The organism is Moraxella ovis (genome assembly GCF_900453105.1).
Classification (GTDB): Bacteria; Pseudomonadota; Gammaproteobacteria; order Pseudomonadales; family Moraxellaceae; genus Moraxella; species Moraxella ovis.
The window spans coordinates 199,244-218,350 of sequence record NZ_UGPW01000001.1 but is presented as its reverse complement, the minus strand read 5'-3'; the positions used below and the strand labels follow the sequence as shown (position 1 = coordinate 218,350).

18 protein-coding genes are annotated in these 19,107 nt (G+C 47.9%); 2 read left to right on the top strand and 16 right to left on the bottom strand.

Annotation, left to right across the window (positions count from 1 at the left end; translation table 11 throughout):
* The 8 genes from hisC to DYD54_RS01030 all read right to left on the bottom strand — a co-directional run bounded on the left by hisC (window position 1) and on the right by DYD54_RS01030 (window position 6,650).
* The gene (hisC, locus tag DYD54_RS01065) at window positions 1-1,086 is read right to left on the bottom strand and encodes a histidinol-phosphate transaminase (protein WP_063513397.1); all 1,086 of its coding nucleotides are present in this window, start codon (window positions 1,084-1,086) and stop codon (window positions 1-3) included.
* A gap of 24 nt (window positions 1,087-1,110) precedes the next feature.
* Complete coding sequence (hisD, locus tag DYD54_RS01060; RefSeq protein ID WP_063513396.1) at window positions 1,111-2,430, bottom strand: histidinol dehydrogenase; 1,320 nt, start codon at window positions 2,428-2,430, stop codon at window positions 1,111-1,113.
* Between the two features lie 12 nt (window positions 2,431-2,442).
* Window positions 2,443-3,090 (bottom strand): ATP phosphoribosyltransferase, encoded by a 648-nt coding sequence (hisG, locus tag DYD54_RS01055; RefSeq protein WP_115265716.1) that lies wholly within the window; start codon window positions 3,088-3,090, stop codon window positions 2,443-2,445.
* A gap of 79 nt (window positions 3,091-3,169) precedes the next feature.
* The gene (gene murA / locus DYD54_RS01050) at window positions 3,170-4,432 is read right to left on the bottom strand and encodes a UDP-N-acetylglucosamine 1-carboxyvinyltransferase (protein WP_063513394.1); all 1,263 of its coding nucleotides are present in this window, start codon (window positions 4,430-4,432) and stop codon (window positions 3,170-3,172) included.
* Window positions 4,433-4,449: 17 nt separating this feature from the next.
* The gene (locus tag DYD54_RS01045; RefSeq protein ID WP_063513393.1) at window positions 4,450-4,695 is read right to left on the bottom strand and encodes a BolA family protein; all 246 of its coding nucleotides are present in this window, start codon (window positions 4,693-4,695) and stop codon (window positions 4,450-4,452) included.
* A gap of 153 nt (window positions 4,696-4,848) precedes the next feature.
* Window positions 4,849-5,667, bottom strand: coding sequence for a BON domain-containing protein (locus DYD54_RS01040; protein ID WP_063513392.1), 819 nt, complete (start codon window positions 5,665-5,667; stop codon window positions 4,849-4,851).
* Between the two features lie 93 nt (window positions 5,668-5,760).
* The gene (locus DYD54_RS01035) at window positions 5,761-6,168 is read right to left on the bottom strand and encodes a YraN family protein (RefSeq protein ID WP_167541381.1); all 408 of its coding nucleotides are present in this window, start codon (window positions 6,166-6,168) and stop codon (window positions 5,761-5,763) included.
* 8 nt (window positions 6,169-6,176) lie between these two features.
* Window positions 6,177-6,650, bottom strand: coding sequence for an RDD family protein (locus tag DYD54_RS01030; RefSeq protein WP_063513390.1), 474 nt, complete (start codon window positions 6,648-6,650; stop codon window positions 6,177-6,179).
* A 163-nt stretch (window positions 6,651-6,813) separates the two neighbouring features.
* On the opposite strand from DYD54_RS01030, the gene rlmH reads away from it, so the two are divergent.
* Complete coding sequence (rlmH, locus tag DYD54_RS01025; RefSeq protein WP_063513389.1) at window positions 6,814-7,296, top strand: 23S rRNA (pseudouridine(1915)-N(3))-methyltransferase RlmH; 483 nt, start codon at window positions 6,814-6,816, stop codon at window positions 7,294-7,296.
* Between the two features lie 57 nt (window positions 7,297-7,353).
* Here rlmH and DYD54_RS01020 read toward each other — a convergent pair whose 3' ends face one another.
* The 8 genes from DYD54_RS01020 to rsmH form a co-directional block, all read right to left on the bottom strand.
* The gene (locus DYD54_RS01020; protein ID WP_063513388.1) at window positions 7,354-8,580 is read right to left on the bottom strand and encodes a multidrug effflux MFS transporter; all 1,227 of its coding nucleotides are present in this window, start codon (window positions 8,578-8,580) and stop codon (window positions 7,354-7,356) included.
* Between the two features lie 184 nt (window positions 8,581-8,764).
* Window positions 8,765-9,550 (bottom strand): crotonase/enoyl-CoA hydratase family protein, encoded by a 786-nt coding sequence (locus DYD54_RS01015; RefSeq protein WP_063513387.1) that lies wholly within the window; start codon window positions 9,548-9,550, stop codon window positions 8,765-8,767.
* 35 nt (window positions 9,551-9,585) lie between these two features.
* The gene (gene mraY / locus DYD54_RS01010; RefSeq protein ID WP_063513386.1) at window positions 9,586-10,683 is read right to left on the bottom strand and encodes a phospho-N-acetylmuramoyl-pentapeptide-transferase; all 1,098 of its coding nucleotides are present in this window, start codon (window positions 10,681-10,683) and stop codon (window positions 9,586-9,588) included.
* Between the two features lie 56 nt (window positions 10,684-10,739).
* The gene (locus tag DYD54_RS01005) at window positions 10,740-12,203 is read right to left on the bottom strand and encodes a UDP-N-acetylmuramoyl-tripeptide--D-alanyl-D-alanine ligase (RefSeq protein ID WP_063513385.1); all 1,464 of its coding nucleotides are present in this window, start codon (window positions 12,201-12,203) and stop codon (window positions 10,740-10,742) included.
* 60 nt (window positions 12,204-12,263) lie between these two features.
* Window positions 12,264-13,781 (bottom strand): UDP-N-acetylmuramoyl-L-alanyl-D-glutamate--2,6-diaminopimelate ligase, encoded by a 1,518-nt coding sequence (locus DYD54_RS01000; RefSeq protein ID WP_063513384.1) that lies wholly within the window; start codon window positions 13,779-13,781, stop codon window positions 12,264-12,266.
* Window positions 13,782-13,820: 39 nt separating this feature from the next.
* Window positions 13,821-15,815 (bottom strand): peptidoglycan D,D-transpeptidase FtsI family protein, encoded by a 1,995-nt coding sequence (locus DYD54_RS00995; RefSeq protein ID WP_063513383.1) that lies wholly within the window; start codon window positions 15,813-15,815, stop codon window positions 13,821-13,823.
* Window positions 15,815-16,183 (bottom strand): cell division protein FtsL, encoded by a 369-nt coding sequence (gene ftsL, locus DYD54_RS00990; RefSeq protein WP_046695947.1) that lies wholly within the window; start codon window positions 16,181-16,183, stop codon window positions 15,815-15,817. Before ftsL ends, DYD54_RS00995 begins: the two co-directional genes overlap by 1 nt.
* A gap of 48 nt (window positions 16,184-16,231) precedes the next feature.
* Window positions 16,232-17,209, bottom strand: a complete 978-nt coding sequence (rsmH, locus tag DYD54_RS00985; RefSeq protein WP_063513382.1) for a 16S rRNA (cytosine(1402)-N(4))-methyltransferase RsmH — start codon at window positions 17,207-17,209, stop codon at window positions 16,232-16,234.
* A gap of 363 nt (window positions 17,210-17,572) precedes the next feature.
* Between rsmH and gltX the strand changes: the two genes are divergently transcribed.
* Window positions 17,573-19,087, top strand: coding sequence for a glutamate--tRNA ligase (gene gltX, locus DYD54_RS00980; protein ID WP_063513381.1), 1,515 nt, complete (start codon window positions 17,573-17,575; stop codon window positions 19,085-19,087).
* The last annotated feature ends 20 nt before the right edge of the window (window positions 19,088-19,107 follow it).

Below are 19,107 nucleotides of genomic sequence, written 5' to 3'. Positions count from 1 at the left end.
CTACACCAAAATCTCTTTTAGGGTCTGGATAAGCCTTGTGTTCTGCTCATCCGTGCCAACCGTGATGCGCAAATAATCACTGATGCGCGGCTTATTCCAGTGGCGCACGATCACGCCTTGCGATCTTAGTTTCTCAAAGATCTCTTGGGTGGAGAGCACGCTGTGATTAGGCTTGGCAAACACAAAATTCGCCGCCGATGGCAATACGTCAAAACCAAGATCAGCCAAATCATCCGTCAGACGATCACGCAGCGTTATCACAGCTTGGCGCTTTTGTTCAAAGTACTCTTCATCCAAAATACTGGCAACTGCGCCTGCCTGTGCCACGCGATCGATGGGATAGCTGTTAAAGCTGTTCTTATAAGTGTTAAGCGCGCTGATAAGATTGGCGTGACCGAACGCCATGCCGACGCGCAAGCCCGCCAGAGCGCGCGATTTTGAGAACGTCTGAACGACCAGAATATTATCAAACTCATCAATCAACGAGATGGCAGAGGCTGATTTATCCGCATAATCGATGTACGCTTCATCAATGACGATCACCGCATTCGGATGCTGTTTGGCAAGTTTTTTGATGTCATCAAGTGCCAATAGCACACCAGTTGGCGCATTTGGATTTGGGATGATAATACCGCCACACGACTTATTATAGTCTGATGTATCAATACTAAAGTCATCCTTCAAGGAAATGATTTTAGTATCCACATCAAAGGTCTGCGCATAGACAGGGTAGAAACTATAGCTGATGTCAGGGGTTAATAGCGGGCGATCTTTGACAAAAAAACATGCAAAAATAAACGCCAGCACTTCATCCGAGCCATTACCCACGAATACCTGAGAGCGGTCAAGTTTATAATAATCTGCCAACGTCTGGCATAGATCCTCTGATTCAGGATCAGGATACAGGCGCAGATCCGCCCCACGCACCAAAACTTGCTGCATGGCATCAATCGCCTTGGGGCTTGGTGGAAATGGATTCTCGTTGGTGTTTAGCTTGCACAGATTATCCACCTTGGGCTGCTCACCTGCCACATAAGGGGTGAGATTGCGGATTTTATCACTCCATAAGCGTGTATCAACAGTCATGATAATCTCGGTTTATTCTTTAAGTTAATCTAAATTCACAACGCCATGACGATAGCGCGCTGACAAAGCATGAGCGCCTAGGTTCTCCTGCACCGCCAGAACATCTGCCGTCTTCGCCAGTAACTGACTGCCTTCTGGTGTGCAGTAGATGAGCGATGTTTTTTTGGTAAAATCATACACTCCCAAAGGTGAGCTAAACCGTGCTGTGCCTGATGTGGGTAGAACGTGGTTTGAGCCTGCACAGTAGTCGCCGATGGCTTCGGGGGTGTGTCTGCCCAAAAATATTGCCCCTGCATGGCGGACGTGTTGCTCTACGTATTCGGGGTCATCAAGCGACAGCTCCAAATGCTCGGGGGCGACTTGGTTGATGACTTCAATGCCTTCGGTGCGGTCTTTGACCAAAATCAACGCCCCACGGCTTGTCAATGCTTGTTTTGCGATGTCCGCTTTTGGCAAAATGGCAAGGGCTTTGTCTAGGGCATTTTTGACATCTTCAAGCTGTCTTGGGCAAGTCGTCACAAAAATCGCCTGTGCCACCGTGTCATGCTCGGCTTGGGAGAGCAAATCCATGGCAAGCCAGTCGGCATTGTCGCATGTCTCACCTTCGGCATACACCAACACCTCAGACGGCCCTGCGATCATGTCGATGCCTACCTTCCCAAAGACGGCTCGCTTGGCAGCGGTGACATATTTATTACCCGGTCCTGTGATTTTATCGACTGGCTGAATGCTTGCCGTGCCGTATGCCAAGGCGGCGACCGCCTGCGCTCCGCCAATGGTGATGACGCTATCCACGCCTGATAGATGCGCCGCTGCCAGCACCAAAGGATTTAGCTCGCCATTAGGCGCAGGGACAACCATCGTGATATGCCCTACCCCTGCAACCTTGGCGGGGATGGCGTTCATAAGCACGCTAGAAGGATAACTCGCCAAACCACCTGGCACATAGATACCCACACGATCAAGTGGCGTAACTTTTTGCCCTAAGGTGTTACCCAAGCCATCTACAAAGCGAAAGCCGTCTTCTTTTTGATGTTGATGAAAATCAAAGATACGTTTGGCGGACAGCTCCAACGCTTTTTTAACTTCATCATTAAGTTGATCGAATGCTGATTTTAATTGTTCTGATGAGATGAACAGTTCATCAATCGTGGTCGCTGGATGCTTGTCAAACTTTTGGGTTAAAGTTAAAACCGCCGCATCGCCATCTGCTCGCACTTGGGCGATGATGTCGTCCACCGTCTGAATAAGACTGGCATCAGTTACGGTTTCAAAGGCAAGTAATTGGGCTAATTTATCCTTAAAGTCAGCATCTTGGCTATTTAATACGGTTAGATTTGGCATGATTCACCTGTCTTATTGATTGTCTTTAACGGCTTTTTCTAGAATATCCAAAATCGGCTGCAGCTGCTCAAGTTTGCGCTTATAACTGACTGGATTGGCGATGAGTCGTGATGACACTTTGCAGATTTCATCGATCGGCTCTAAGCCGTTAGCGCGCAAAGTGTTGCCCGTATCGACCACGTCCACGATCAGATCACCCAGCCCCACCAATGGCGCAAGCTCCATAGAGCCATACAGCTTAATGATGTCCACCTGCTCGCCACGAGAAGCGAAGTATTCGCGTGCAACGTTGGCGTATTTGGTCGCAATGCGCAGACGACGATTTGGTAGGCTCGCCCCTTTCACGCCTGCGGTCATCAGACGGCATTTGGCGATGTTTAGGTCAATGAGCTCATAGACGTGCGCATTATATTCTAGCAGCGTATCTTTGCCCGAGACGCCGATGTCCGCCGCACCATGCTCAACATAGGTCGGCACGTCAGAGGCACGAAGCAATAAGAAACGCACATTAGGGTCAGTCGTTGGGAAAATCAGCTTACGTGATTTGTTCATGTCATCGGTTGGATGGATGCCTGCTTTATCAAAAAGCGGTAGTGTCTCATCCAAAATTCGCCCCTTAGATAAGGCAATCGTCAAGCCATTAAAATTATCAGTCATCATCATTTTCTTTATCGGTGAAATTATCGTTACTACAAAGTCCAACAAAGTAAAAACGCACCACAAACTCGGTGCGTTACAACTAGCCCTTAATCCGCTCGATGTTCACACCAAGCGATTTAAGTTTATTCTCGACATCATCATAGCCACGGTCAATGTGATAAATGCGATCAATGATGCTCTCACCCTCAGCGCATGCCGCCGCCATCACCAATGACATAGATGCGCGAAGGTCTGTCGCCATGACTGGCGCAGGTGTGAACGTATCCACACCAACCACAATCGCGGTATGCCCATCAACCTTGATGTTCGCACCCAGACGCTGCAGCTCTGGCACATGCATGAAGCGATTCTCAAAGATATTCTCAATGATCGTACTCGTGCCCTCAGCCAGACAGCAGACGGCCATCAGCTGCGCCTGCATGTCGGTAGGAAAGCCAGGGTGCACTTGAGTGCGGATATCTACCGCCTTTGGTCTGCCCTTCATCACTGCGCGAATCCAGTCATCACCTGTGGTGATGGTTGCGCCCATCGCTTCGAATTTCTTTAATACAGGGTATAAAAACTCTGCTGAGGTATTCTTGGTTAAGACATCACCCTTACTCATGAGTGCGCCTGCCAGATACGAGCCTGTCTCAATGCGGTCAGCAATCACGCTATACTCACAGCCATGCAGACTGTCCACACCTTCGATGACCATCGTTGGCGTGCCAATGCCTTCAATCTTGGCACCCATGGCGACCAGCATATTCGCCAGATCGACAACTTCGGGTTCACACGCACAATTCTCCAAGCGTGTTACACCCTTGGCTAGAGACGCTGCCATAATGACATTCTCAGTACCGCCTACGGTCACCATATCAAACGTAAAATCACAACCGATCAGCTTGCCGCCAGCAGGCGCTTTCGCCTTGACATAGCCATTCTCTACAGTGATGATTACACCTAGTGCTTCCATCGCCTTTAGGTGCTGATCCACAGGACGTGAGCCAATCGCACAGCCACCTGGAAGCGAGACTTCCGCCTCACCAAAACGAGCGAGCAATGGACCTAGCACCAAGATGGATGCACGCATGGTACGTACCAAATCATAAGGCGCGTAATAATCGGTCACAGTACGAGAATCGGCGATGACGGTATTGCCTTCTTTTTTGATATTAACGCCAGTGCCCGCGATGAGCTTAATAAGCGTCTCAGTGTCCTTTAATGTTGGTACATTGTGCAGGATGGTTTCATCATTTGGCAGTAGCATGGCCGCCAATAATGGCAAGGCTGCGTTCTTTGAGCCAGAGATGGTTACTTCACCTGCGATACGGCTTTTACCGATGATTTTAAATTTATCCATGGTGCGTCCTTACGCGATTAGCCTTGTGTTTTGCTTTGATATTCTGCAGGCGTTAGCGCATGTATGGTTAATGCGTGCATCGCGCCGCTTTGGATATGCGGATTGGCGATGGCATAGACGGCCTGTTGGCGCGCAACCAAGCGCTTACCTTCAAAAGCATCATCAACAATCAACACTTCGAACTTGTTGCCTTGGTTGGCCGCTTGAATCTCGGCATCAGGGAAATGGGGACGTAATAATTCGATTAAATCATCAGCATTCATGGGTTTGTCCAAATAAACTTAATAGCAATAAAAAATAATCCATTATACCAAAAATCTTGGCTGTTTATGGTGAAAATTTTGCGTTTTATATAAAATAGCATACCGCCATCAATCCATTCTGATATAGATGGCGGCGACTGTCAATGAGCCAGATTATGGGCTATTGGTGCCTTGATACAGCTGTACATAGCCGCTGCTGCCTGAACCGCGCGGTGTATAGACTGGCGAGGTGTTGTTTGGCGCATTGACATTGGCGTCTGGCGTGTAGATCTCTTGTAATGCGTATGGGTCGTTTGGTGCTTCTGTTGTCACCACGCCGCCATAGATCACACCCTCGGTATCGGTCGTCGCATCATTTGCGCTGTCGGCTGTATTGATCATGCTGCTGTCGCCATTGACTAGGGTGGTCAAGGTTACCGCAGATGCCATGCCAGAGGTGTTCTGAATCGCATCTAGTACATGGCTTTGCTGTTCTGGCGTCATATATCCCAGTACATAAGCGGTGCGGTCACGTACGACGATCTTATACTGCGATGACTTGATGGCTTTATTGGTAATCAGGCGTGCGTTGATTTTAGACTTTAGGTAGCCTTCATGCACGGTGTGACTTTGGCTCTTTGGCGTATCAGCGACGGTCAGATAGTTATAGACCGCTGTCACGTCTTTCATGGATTTTAACATGGATTCGATGTTAGTTTTGATGGCTTGGTTTGGCACCTCGCCAGTCACGAGCACCTCGCGGCGAAAGCTGTCAATCGCGATACGTACAGAGTTCTCATTCACCCCATCGATGCGCGTCAGATTCTTACGCGCGGTCAGCTCAATACTCTCATCGCTGATGCGCTCAGGGATGCTGCGCCCCATCTCATAAGCACCAAAATTATGGTTCGCATCATTACTAGCACCCAGCGTGCTGCATGCACTAAGCACCATCGCTGCAGCGATTAGCGCCCCTAAAGATAGTTTTTTCATATTAAGCCACCTTATTAAATCCTAAAATATGAAAATAAGATCAATCGTCGTGTCCCATCTTATCATCTTTGATTCATCAATTCATTCGCGTGTCTAACACGCAAGAAATGCCGCCTTAATCCATTCGCCTCTCGCATCCTCACCATCCGCATAATCAAATACAATCACATCAAACCGACAATCATACTCATTAAATTCATCAAATTCCTGCAAAAAATACATCGCTGCATGGATGATTTTATGCTGCTTGGTGGTCGTGATACTCTCTACACTGCTTGCAAATCGTCCACGCTTGCGGGCTCGCACCTCAATAAACACCAAAGTCTTACGAATTCTACCATTCGCCAGAGCATCAATGCACTCAGCAACAATGTCAATCTCACCCACCTTAGGCACATTGTAGTTGCGCGCGATGACAGTTAGGTGCTCTGACTCAATCCAATCAACCGCGCGATTTTCATAAAAATCACCAATTGATTTGGTTGTCGCTTTGATATTCACAACAGATATTAGCGCGCTTCACGTACAACGACGGTCTTGGCCATCTTATCGTGCCAGCCTTGTTTTTTCTTATCAAAGCCCACCCAAATGTAGCCAAGACAGAATATCAATGATGATAAGATGTAGCCCACATAACGCAGCAGTGCCTGACCAAGAGTAAGTAAATTACCCGTCTTGGCATCTAACACCTTAAGGCCTAGCAGCATCTTGCCAGGGGTTGCGCCTTTTCGCATCCAGAACCATAAACAAGCCACCAAAGGAAACACCAAAGAAATCAGCACGTCTGCCGTCCCATAAAATGGCGATCCCGTCGCAGGTTCAGTGGTGAAATAAGCCTCACCATAAATCAAATACAATACCGGCAGCGTGATCAACAAAAACAGAATCCCGTCAATAATTTGCGCAAAAAAACGAACCCAAAACCCTGCATACGCATAAATGGTGTCGTTATGTGCAGGGTGTTGTATCAGCGATTGTGTCATGGTAATTACCTTATAGCTATGACTATTTTGACAAATAATCAAGATGATTAAAATTGCCTTAGCATAGCAAAGTTTTTGAATTTACGCTATTTTTTCGGATAAATAAACGAGATTTTTTTGCTGTTTTTCTTTAAAATATACAAAAATATTAAGGAATATTTACATGAAATTAAGAATTTTAAGCGTTGGGCATAAGATGCCCGCTTGGGTACAGACGGGTGTTGATGAATATTTTAAACGCATTCAGCCCATGATGACGACCGAGATCATCGATATCGCCCCCGCTAAGCGCGCCAAGAACCCTTCTGCTGCTGAGATTGATAAATACAAACACCAAGAAGGTCAAGCCATCTTGGCAGCGCGCCATCCAAAAGAACGCCTGTGGGTGCTTGAAGTCAAAGGTAAGATGCTCTCCACCGAGCGCCTTGCTGATAGGCTTGGCGATGCCATGCAAGATGGCGCGGATGTCGCGTTGGTGATTGGTGGCGCGGATGGTCTGTCGCCAGAAGTGCTGTCAGTGGCAGATTTTAAGTGGTCTTTGTCAGACTTGACCTTGCCACATCCGTTGGTGCGAGTGATTTTAATCGAGCAGCTTTATCGCGCGATGAGCATCATTAACAACCATCCCTATCATCGTGGCGGCTAAGCTAAGGCTAATACAACAAAAAAGCAAGCCTTTACGACTTGCTTTTTTGATTATCAATCAATCCATCTTGGATAGATCAAGTCTAGGATTTAATCGGTACACCAAATACGTTCCAATAGCGGTCAGCACACTCATCGCGATGCCAAGCTTTAGTACAGGACTGACATCGAACAGACTTAGCAAAAGTCCGCCAAATATCCCCACCGAGAATTGAAGTGCGCCTTGCATCGCTGCTGCCATGCCTGCACGTTTCTTTTGAAAGGCGAGCGCAATGGCGGTTGCGTTCGGCTGAGTAAAACCAAGTCCTACAATGCAGCAAAATATCGCCAAAAATACCGCCGCAAAATAAGCTTCTCCTCCAAATACCACCCCCAAAACAAGCAAGCAAAGCGCCGATATCACCTGCATGAGCGCACCAAAGCGCAGTAGCCGCACCAATCTAAATCGCTTGGTTAAGAATTGATTCGCCTGTGTCAAAGCGATAAAGCCAAACGCATTCGCCCCGAATGCGATGGCGAATTGTTTCTCTGACAGTCCATAATTCTCCATGAACAAGACGCTTGAGATGGACAGATAAATAAAGAACGACCCCTGTAGTAGCCCCGCTGCCACAGCAGGCACGGTAAAGGTCTTATCCTTCATAAGATCAACATAACCCAAAAAAGTCTCGCTCATCGGTCGAGTGTTGCGATTCTCTGGTGCTAGGGTTTCTTTTAAGAACAGTTTCGTTAAGATTATGTTTAGAACGCCATAGCCTGCCAAGAACCAAAATAGCATGTGCCAATTAGCCACCTGAAGGATTGCCGCACCCAAGGTCGGTGCTAGTATTGGTGCAACACCCATGACCAGCACCATCAAGCTAAATGCGCGCGCTGACTGCACTGGGTTTAATGTGTCACGAATCGCAGCACGCGTTACCACAGCCGTCACACACGCACCCAGAGCCTGTAAGGTACGAGCAGCGAACAAGACATATTCGTGATTCGTGGTGGCGCAGATGATTGATGCGATCACAAAAATCGTCATGCCGATATACATGGGCTTGACTCGCCCTACCCGATCAGAAAAAGGCCCATAGAACAGCTGACCGAACACCAACCCGACAAAGTACGCAGGCACCGAACGCGCCACATTCGTCGTACTCACCCCAAACTCATCCGCCATGCTCGGCAGTGCAGGCAGATACATGTCAATCGCCAAAGGGCCGATGGCGATCATCATACCTAGGATTAAGATCCAAACGGTGGGAAATGGTTTTTCGTGCGCGGACTGATTCTGATTCATTCTATTCTCTAATTTCGTCGTTTATTTATTTTGTTATTAGTTTTTAGGGGGATATTTTAACACAAAGCACCTACTTTATTCTGACGAATTTTTGGCAGCAAAAACAACAAAACCCATGATAATACTAGGTTTTTTTGATAATAAGTGGGGTTTTAAAGTTTTAGGATGGGCTTAATATCAAGGACTATTTAAACTGTCGCTTTAGGAATTCGACACCGTCGTCTTTGGTCTTTTTGATGGCAAGCTTACGATTAGCACCTAGGATGAGCTTGATTTGCCACAGTTTTTCTTGATAGAGCTTACGATGAGACTTAGGCATCATACCATTGATAAGCGCTTTGGCGGCATAGACAGCATCGGGTGATCGGGTAGTGATTTCTTTAGCGATTGATTGGGCTTTTGCCATGGGTTCGTCATCGATGTGTGTGATAAGCTTATAGCCTCCAGCCTCTGCCGCGCCAATCGCACGCGCCGTCATCGCCAGCTCCTTTAGGTGATCTGCGCGCATCAGCTTGGCGGTGTGGGTCAGTCCCATGTCAGCGACCAAACCCCATTTCGCCTCTAGGATGGCAAACTTAGCGCGCGATGTGCTGATGCGTATGTCCGCTCCCAGAGCAAGCTGCAATCCTGCGCCCAAGCACACACCATCAATGACCGCAATCACTGGCACAGGCAAACTCTGCCAAATTAGACAAACTTCTTGAAATAAACTAGGTGCAGGCTTAATCAGCTGCGTCATCGCCCAGGCCATCTGCCTAGGCGCACCAAATACCGACAAATCAAGTCCACTACAAAAGTCCGCACCACCCGTGATGATCACCGCGCGCACCGTCTTATCCTTGCGAATGTCCTTTGCAATCTCGATGAGTGCACGCATCATCTCAAAGCTCATGGCGTTTTTCTTGTCAGGGCGATTTAAGGTGATGGTGACAATGTCGTTTTGATTGGTGATTAAAATCGGTGAGGTCATAAATCATCCTTGATTTTATGAATGATGAATAAGTATTAGCGAAGCTTTAGGGTCATCAGACCCAGCACGACCAAGATGATGCACACGATATAAAAACGCGCGACTACCTTGGTTTCTTTTAGACCCATTTCCTCAAAATGATGGTGTAATGGTGCCATCAAGAAGATACGTTTTTTGCGCAGCTTATAAGAGCCAACCTGTAGGATGACCGACACCGCTTCCGCCACAAAGACACCACCCATGATCACAAAGGCAAGCTCTTGACGCGTCATGACCGCCATCGTACCAAGCATACCACCAAGGCTTAGCGCACCCACGTCACCCATAAAGACATCGGCAGGCGCCGCGTTATACCATAAGAAGCCAAGTCCTGCGCCAATGATCGATGCGCAGACGATGATGACCTCAGCATTATAGGCGATATAAGGCACGTGCATGTAAGCAGCATAATTCATCGAACCTGAAATATATGCGAACACGCCAAGCCCTGCCGCAACCAACACCACAGGCAAAATTACCAAGCCATCCAAGCCGTCTGTCAAGTTCACCGCGTTCGATGAGCCATTGATAGTAAAATAAGTCAGAATAATAAAGCCAATACCAAAAGGAATCGCTGACAGGGGAATGACCCAGTCTTTGAACAATGGTACCAATACATCCTGCATGGCGGCAGCTGTGGCGGCATCTTGTTGTAGTGCGATGTAGTACAATGAGCCGCCTGCGAACAGCGAACCTACTGACAGCCAGAAGTATTTTTTACGGGCGATCAGGCCTTGTGGGTTTTTATGCTTGATTTTTAGCCAGTCATCAGCCCAGCCAACCGCGCCAAAGATGACCATTACCACCATCAAGATCCAAACATAAGGATTGGACAAGTCTGCCCATGCCAATGTTGAGATCGCGATCGCAACCAGAATCAGCACACCGCCCATCGTAGGCGTTCCCTGCTTAACAAGGTGCGTCTTTGGACCATCGTCACGCACCGCTTGACCATATTTAAGCGTGCGCAGATACTTAATGACAGGCTTACCCGCAAAAATCACAATAAGCAGCGCCGTAATAACCGCAAATAATGCACGCAATGTCAGCGATGAGATAGCAATGTCGCTGTGTTGAAATAACCAATAAAGCATTATTAAAACCCTTGTGGCACTCTCGTACCGTTAATTTTTTAAATTATCTGATAATTTTAGGCATTCATCAAGTCACCAATCAGACTTTCCATCTTCATGCCACGCGAGCCTTTAAATAGCACGGTCGATACGCCATTATTAAGATGAGCTCTAAGAGCGGCCAGTAGCGCTTGTTTGTCATCAAAATGAACTGCGATGTCACGAATCTCATTCACCGCGCGAGCAGTGTGCACCATGTGATCGCCTACTGTTAAGACCACATCAATCTCAAGAGCCGCCAATCCCTGACCAAGCTGATAATGCTCGTCATCTGCCGCACTGCCCAATTCAAAAACATCGCCCAACACCAATATCTTGGCATTCGATTCTTGCTCTAGCACCTTAGCCGCTGCAATCATGGAGGTCGGATTGGCATTATAGGTATCATCGATCAAGGTGTGCTCACCAAAGGCAATGCGAGTTAGGCGACCTTTTGGTACGACGGCATTCTGTAAGCCTTGCACGATCATCTCAAGCGGTACGCCAAGCGCATAAGCGCAAGCGGCGGCGGCCAATGCGTTAGCGACATTATGCTCACCGATGAATGGCAGTGTTACAGGCAAACTTTCGATTTCATCAATCTCAAGATTGGTATTTAGGCTAAATGTGCTATGTGTTGGCATGGCTTCGATGTCATCGGCGAACAGGTCGCCCATCATCAGCACAGACGTGACGCCTTGCGCAGATAACTCTGCCACATCTTCATCCGACAGACCTGCCTGTGATAATGGCACACTCTGCTCGCCAAAGCTTAAAATCTTATCCGCAAACTGGCAGGCGCTCTCGCCCAAAAATTCAAAAAACTCATCGCCAAACGGAACAACTGCCACACCCTCAGCCGTCAGCGATGAATAAATCTCCGCCTTGGCTCGAGCAATGTTGGCACGTCCACCAAACTCGCCCAGATGCGCCGTACCGATATTTAACACGCACGCCACATCAGGACGCACCAAATTGCTCGTATATGCAATCTCTCCCACATGATTTGCCCCAAGCTCCATCACGGCAAATCGATGCTCATCTGTCAATTCAAGTAGCATCATTGGCACACCCAGATCGTTATTTAGGTTGCCACGAGTGATGAGCGTTGGCGCAATCTGACCCAGAATACTACCAATCATCTCTTTGGTGGTGGTCTTGCCAGACGAACCTGTCAAAGCCACCACGGTCAAATCAGAATGCACATCGCGGCGATATTTGCCCAGTAGCCCCAAGGCTTTCTTAGTGTCGCCTACGATCAGCTGCGGCAGATCACTTACCACAGGCTCGTTCACGATGGCAGCGACCGCGCCCAACTCCTTGGCGGTCTCAACATAATCATGACCGTCAAAGTTATCGCCTTTGAAGGCAAGGAAAATATCACCCTGCTCAATCTTACGCGTGTCAGTTGTGATGCGCGTGCTTTGGGTGCTAAATTCGCCCTGCCAGACGCCTTGAGTGGCGGCTTGTAGATTGTCTTTTTGCCAAATATAGGAGGTCATAATGCTCTTTGTGTTATTCTTAAATATTCTATTGTTACGCTGGTAATAATGAATTAATCATCACTCATTTAGCAATTCTGCAAGCACTGCCGCATCATCAAAATCATGACGAACACCGTTAATCTCTTGGTAGGTCTCATGCCCCTTGCCGAGTATCACAACAATGTCATTCTCGCCTGCCATCTGCACTGCTTGGCGAATGGCGCTCTTGCGATCAGGCTCGATGATGACCTTATAATGCTCTTCACAGGTAAGATCGATCTGCATGTCTTTTAAAATGGCATTAGGGTCTTCTGAGCGAGGGTTGTCCGCGGTGAATATCGACACATCGGCATGAGTGACGCCTGCTTTTGCCATGATGGGGCGCTTCGTTCTGTCTCTATCGCCACCGCATCCGAACACCGCGATTAGCTTGCCTGTGCAATGCTTACGCAAACTGACTAGCACCTGCTCCAGTGCATCTGGCGTGTGCGCATAATCCACAATAAAAGACCCTGCCTTAGAAGGGATGCGCTGCATGCGACCGCGCGCGCCTTGCAATTGGGCGGCCAGTTCAGGAAGCTCGGCTCGCTTCTCAGGAAACAACGCCAAAAATGCCGCAACTGCCGCCATCAGATTATCGACATTGAATAAGCCTAAGAGCGGGCTCTTTAGGGTGATGTGCTCGCCTTGAGCGACAAGCTCAATACCTACACCATCAAGGCTGGGCGCAATCTCTTTGGCAAAATAATTTGCGCGATCATCCTGCTGACTGTACGTAAGCAGCTGATAATTGGCGGTGTGATTCTTGGTCAATAAAGGATAGTTAGCATCTTGATTAATGATGCCACAGGTTAATGTACTAAAATACCCCTCATCGAACAGTCTTGCCTTGGCAGCGCGGTACTCCTCCATGTCGGCATGATAATCCAGATGATCATGCGACAGGTTGGTATAGATCGCCACTTGTACAGGCACACCCTGTAGTCGATGCTGATGCAGGCCATGACTGCTCGCCTCAAGCGCTACCACTTCTACACCATCGAGCGCCATTTGATATAAGAATTCATGCACCGCCAAGACATCGCCTGTCGTATTCGCCGACTGCACAAGTGCGTGCAGGCGTCCATTGCCTGCTGTTCCCATGATGGCAGAAGGCGCGCCTGACAGCTCGCACAGCTGCGCGACCAACTGGCTGACTGTTGTCTTGCCATTGGTTCCTGTCACCGCGACCACCGTCGGCAGCTTGGCGGGCTTATCCACCTGAAAACGCGCCGCGATCAAATCCCCCAAATAATGTCGAATCGTTGGCAGATAGACGATTGGCTTACTAAATCTAACATCAAGCAGCTTAGGGTCAATCTGCGACAACACAAACGCAGCTTTATCCTCTACAGATGTTAGGTATTGATTGGCTCGCTCTAGCGCATCATCTTGATGGCTAAAGCTGGACAAAAGCACGAACGCATCACCCTCAGACGCCTTGCGACTATCCAAGCAAAAACGATGAAAAGGCACATGCGCGACACTCTGAGCGATCTCATCAAGCATCTGCAACTGCAAATCATCGAACAGCTGGACTAAGGTAATTGGTTTCATGACTCATTCCTTATGATGCTTTTGTATTCATCAAATTAATCAATTTAGCTGTAACGGCTTATCAAACGGTACATTATACAGACGCAGCGCCTCTTTCATGACATTATGAAATACTGGTGCTGAGACTTGACCTGCGTAGAATTGACGACGTGGATCCTCGACCAATATCGCAATGGCAAAACGTGGATTCGATGCAGGTGCAATGCCCGCAAAAGTCGTACGATACTGATCGGTATAATAACCACCATTCGGGTTGGTCCGGCGTGACGTACCTGTCTTGCCCGCCACACGATAGCCATTAATCGCTGCCGCGCGCGCTGTACCGCCCTGTTCGGTGACCAGCTCCATCATCTTCACGATGGCTTGGGCGTTCTTAGGCTCAATGACTTGGGTGGGCTCTGGCAGCTCGTCTTCTTTTACCAAGCGCAGCGGTCTTAGCATGCCGTTATTTGCCAAGGCAGCATAAGCTTGGACAACTTGAGCAAGTGTCACCGTCTGACCATAGCCATAACTTAGGGTTGCACGGCGAGAATATTCTTTTTCGCTAGGGTCGCTAACACCACCTGAGGCTTCGGCTGGGAAATTTAAGGCTGTTTTTTGACCAAAACCAAAGCGTCTTTGCATGTCAGAGATGGCATTGGCAGGTAAGCTAAGTGCGATCTTGGCAGAAGCGACGTTACTGGATTTTTGGATCAGCTTGGCAAGCGTAATGGCGCCATAATTACCGCTGTCTCGAATGGTGTATCCGCCCACATATAGGCTGCCTGGCGAGGTATTAATCAGAGAGCTGGTAGAATATTTGCCCGACTCTAATGCTGCCGCCACCGTGAATGGCTTCATCACAGAACCCGGCTCAAAGGTATCTAGCACAGGGCGATTACGCTCATTAGCACCGGTACGCTCTGACAGATTATTTGAGTTAAACGATGGCCAAGAACCCAATGCCAACACATCTCCGGTCAAGACATCCACCACAATGCCCGAGCTTGAACGTGCCGACTGAGTGCGCCCTACTTGCTCAAGCTCCTTATAAAGGACATACTGCAAGCGCGAATCGATGGTCAGATGAATGTCTTGACCTTCAACGGTCGGTTTGATTTCTTTGATTTCTTTGATGGCAGACTGACGGGCGTCCTTTAGGATGAGCACTTGTCCGCGCTCACCTGCCAGCTGTTTTTCATACTTGGCTTCGATACCTGCACGACCCACATAACCGCCATTCTTTTCATCGCTAGATTGCGCCATGTAGCCTAGAATCTGCGCATATGGCTCGGCTTGTAGATAATATCTTTGGAAGAACTTCTCTTCACTAATCCCAACAAAATCAAGCGCCATCAACGGCTCAACAATCTCAGGCGGTGCTTTTGGTAGTATGATCAGACGGCGTGAACCTGCACCTTTTGGCAGTGCTGCATTTACCTCCTCTTCATTGCTCAGATCAAGGTCGTGTTTGATTGCGACGGCATTTTGAAGTTTTTCTAGTGGGAAATTCGCTGTTGCTGCCAATTTCACCAAATCCATCTGCTTAAGGTCTTCGCTGGCCTTAGCGATGGTTTTGGCGTTTTGGCTGGTTTTGATGATTTTATCAAGTCTGTAGTACTCCACCGCGTAATCATATGGGCTAAATACCACAGTCGATAGAGGCGCATTCGCCGCCAGTGGTGCGCCCGTCATGTCTGTAATCATGCCACGATATACAGGCACCGAGCGCTTCGATGTGATGAGCTTTTCGCCTTGCTCAATCAAAAACGATGAGTTAGTAACTTGCAAATAAAACGCCCGAGCAAATAAAATGGCAAAACAGACAGCCACAATAGCCCAAGCGAATTTATAACGCCCAACGTCTTGTAATCCGCCCAACATGGTGGCGGCTTTTTGGCGGCGTTTTTTGCCAGATCCACCGAACAATGACCCGAATCTTGATGAGCCTTCTTGGTAGTTTTGGGCAGGATTGGCTTTATTTTTAGTGGTTTTTTTACGCAGTGGTGGCGTGACTTTAGATGATGCGCCTTGTTTTTGATCAGGTTTTTTCATCACTGAGCCGCCTTATTTGATTGGGTGTCAGCCGTGGTTGGTGCAATAACTCGGCGTGAATCACCGGCAGGGAAGAACATGCCCAATTCACTCACCGCTCGGCGAGCAACCTGAGGCGTGGCACTAAAGGTCTGCTGTTCAATGAGTAGGCGCTGCTCTTCTACTTGCATGGCGGTCAGTTCTTTTTTGAGTTTTTGAAGGTTGCGATAAGCTTCATGATGCGCCTGAGTCTGTACAGAAATGCTCACGCCCGTCCATATGATGGCAGCGACAAGCAGCCCCAAAATCAGGCGACACAGCCCAATCATGCCCACACTGCTGTCGGATTGGGTTTTTGGCGGGATAAGATGGGCGTGTTTATCGTTCATGATGTGATTGCAATAACCTAAACTTAAAAAACCTAAAATAATCTAAAATCAAACATACATCGCGTCGGTGCGTTCTGCCCCACGCAACCATGCACTTCGGGCACGCGGATTGACCTTAACTTCTGCATCGCTTGGGGCAACTCTAAGCGCCTTGCCAAAATACTTCGTACGCACAGGCGGCATGAGTAGCTTGTCATCACCTTCCCAGCGACCACGACTGTGATTATTCAAAAACTGCTTAATACGTCTGTCTTCTAATGAATGAAAGCTGATCACCGCCAAACGACCACCAGCTTTGAGCGCGCTCAAGCTCTGCACCAAAAAATCATCCACGTCGCCAAGCTCGTTATTAATATAAATACGCATCGCCTGAAAGCTCTGAGTAGCAGGATGTTTACCTTTTTGCCATGCTGGATGAGCCTGTTTAATGACTTCTGCCAATGCCAGCGTCGAATCATAACTTTCCATCGACTTGATGGCGCGTGCAATCTTACGGCTATGGCGCTCCTCGCCATATTCATACAGCACATCTGCCAAAGTATCGGCATCCACTCGCATCAGCCATTCGCTAACAGGTTCGCCACGCGTGGTATCCATGCGCATATCAACCGCACCATCTCGCATGAAGCTAAATCCGCGCGCACCGTCATCAAGCTGTGGGCTAGACACGCCAAGGTCTGCCATGATGCCATCGACGTGGTCAATGCCAAGTGTCTTTAATTGCTCATTCAAGCTAGCAAAGCTGTCATGAATCACGGTCACGCGAGCATCAGCATTGGCAAGTTCGTTCGCCACAGCGATCGCCTCGACGTCCTTATCAAACACCAACAAGCAGGCATCATCACTTAGATATTCTAATAATAGCCGACTGTGACCACCCCGTCCAAAGGTTGCATCCACATAGATGCCATCAAATGTTCCTTTTTTGGCATCATCTAAGTTTTTTACGCCCAATAGCATCGCCACCGTCTCTTTTAATAGGACGGTTTCGTGGGTGAAAGCTTGGAGTGCGTCGGGCTGGCTCATGATGATTTCCAAAAGGTGGCAAAAGCTAGATTTTGCGCGAGATTTTTTCAGCGTGTATTATCTCAATCCCTGCTGTATAGTCAAGTGATTTCAATCATTTGCGCTAATTTTTTGTAAAAAAATCACAACAAGTTAATAGAAAAACAAAATAACATCACAAAAAAATATTTAACTAATTATTCTATCAAGGATTTTTTGATAATCCAATCCGTTTTTGTGTGGTAATTGTTGCCAAAATCTTAAAGCCCTGCGCACTTTCCACTACAAAAATCAAGCACATTTTGGTATCATAGCCACAGATTTATGCTTTTATATTATTCACTTTGCATTTAATTTGACACAATATTCAATAACGAGCAATTCATGAGCACTCAAACCACCAAACCCATTCGCACCCGTATCGCCCCGTCTCCAACTGGCTTTCCGCACGTTGGCACGGCTTATATTGCCTTGTTTAATATGGTTTTTGCCAAATCGCAAGGGGGCGAGTTTATCCTACGCATTGAAGACACCGACCAAGTCCGCTCTACCGCCCAGAGTGAGCAGATGATTTTAAACGCTCTAAAATGGGCAGGTTTGACATGGAGCGAAGGCCCTGACGTGGGCGGACAGTTCGCCCCCTATCGCCAGTCGGAGCGTTCCGAGATTTACAAAAAATACGCCCAAGAACTACTGGACAAAGGTCATGCCTTTCGCTGTTTTTGCACGACAGACGAGCTAGACCAAATGCGTAAAGAGCAAGAAGCCCAAGGCTTGCCCATGCGTTATGACGGGCGTTATGCCAATCTGAGCCGTGAAGAGAGCGATAAACTTGCCGAGAGTGGTAAGCCCTTTGTCATTCGTATGCGTGTACCGACAGACGGCGAGTGCGTGATTCATGACATGCTTCGTGGCGAGATTAGCATTCCTTGGGAAACGGTCGATATGCAGGTTCTACTAAAAACAGACGGCTTGCCGACCTATCATCTTGCCAATGTCGTGGACGACCATTTAATGCAAATTTCCCACGTCATTCGTGGCGAAGAGTGGATTAACTCCGCCCCCAAGCACAAACTTTTGTATGAGTATTTTGGTTGGGAAATGCCTGTATTGTGCCATATGCCCCTACTGCGTAACCCCGACAAATCCAAACTCTCAAAACGCAAAAACCCCACATCAATCACCTATTATAAGGACGCAGGCGTGTTGCCCGAAGCCTTGATTAACTATTTGGGGCGTATGGGGTATAGCTTGCCAAACGAAGCGGAGAAATTTAGCTTGGATGAGATGATTGCGAGCTTTGATATTAAGCGTGTCTCTCTGGGTGGACCTGTGTTTGACATTGAAAAACTCTACTGGCTCAATGGCGAATACCTGCGTGCGATGAGTGCGGACGAGTTGAAGGCGAAGATTTTGGCGTGGGCAAGCGATGATGATAAGCTGACCGCCATTGCCAAAGCCATTCAGCCACGCATTAATGTGTTGTCTGATGCGGTAAATTGGGCAGGGTTTTATTTTCAAAACTTGCCAAATGTTACGGCGGACGATTTTACCCATAAAACGCTGGATAACGACAAATTACTTGAAATTCTCTATCTTGCCACATGGCAACTAGAAGCCTTGCCCGAGTGGAGCGAGAATAACATTTATCAGACCCTAAAAAGCTTGGCAGGGCATTTTGAGATTAAGCTTAAAGACTTTATGCAGCCATTCTTTGTGGCGATTGCAGGCTCAACGTCTAGCACGCCTGTCATGAACTCCATGTATGTCATCGGGGCGGACATGACCTTATCACGCCTACGCCATGCCTGTGAAGTTTTGGGCGGTCTTGGCAAGAAAAAACTCAAAAAATTGGAAGAAGTGAATAAAACTTTGCCGAATTTTTTAAATCAAGAGTAATGTAATTAAAAACCGATAAT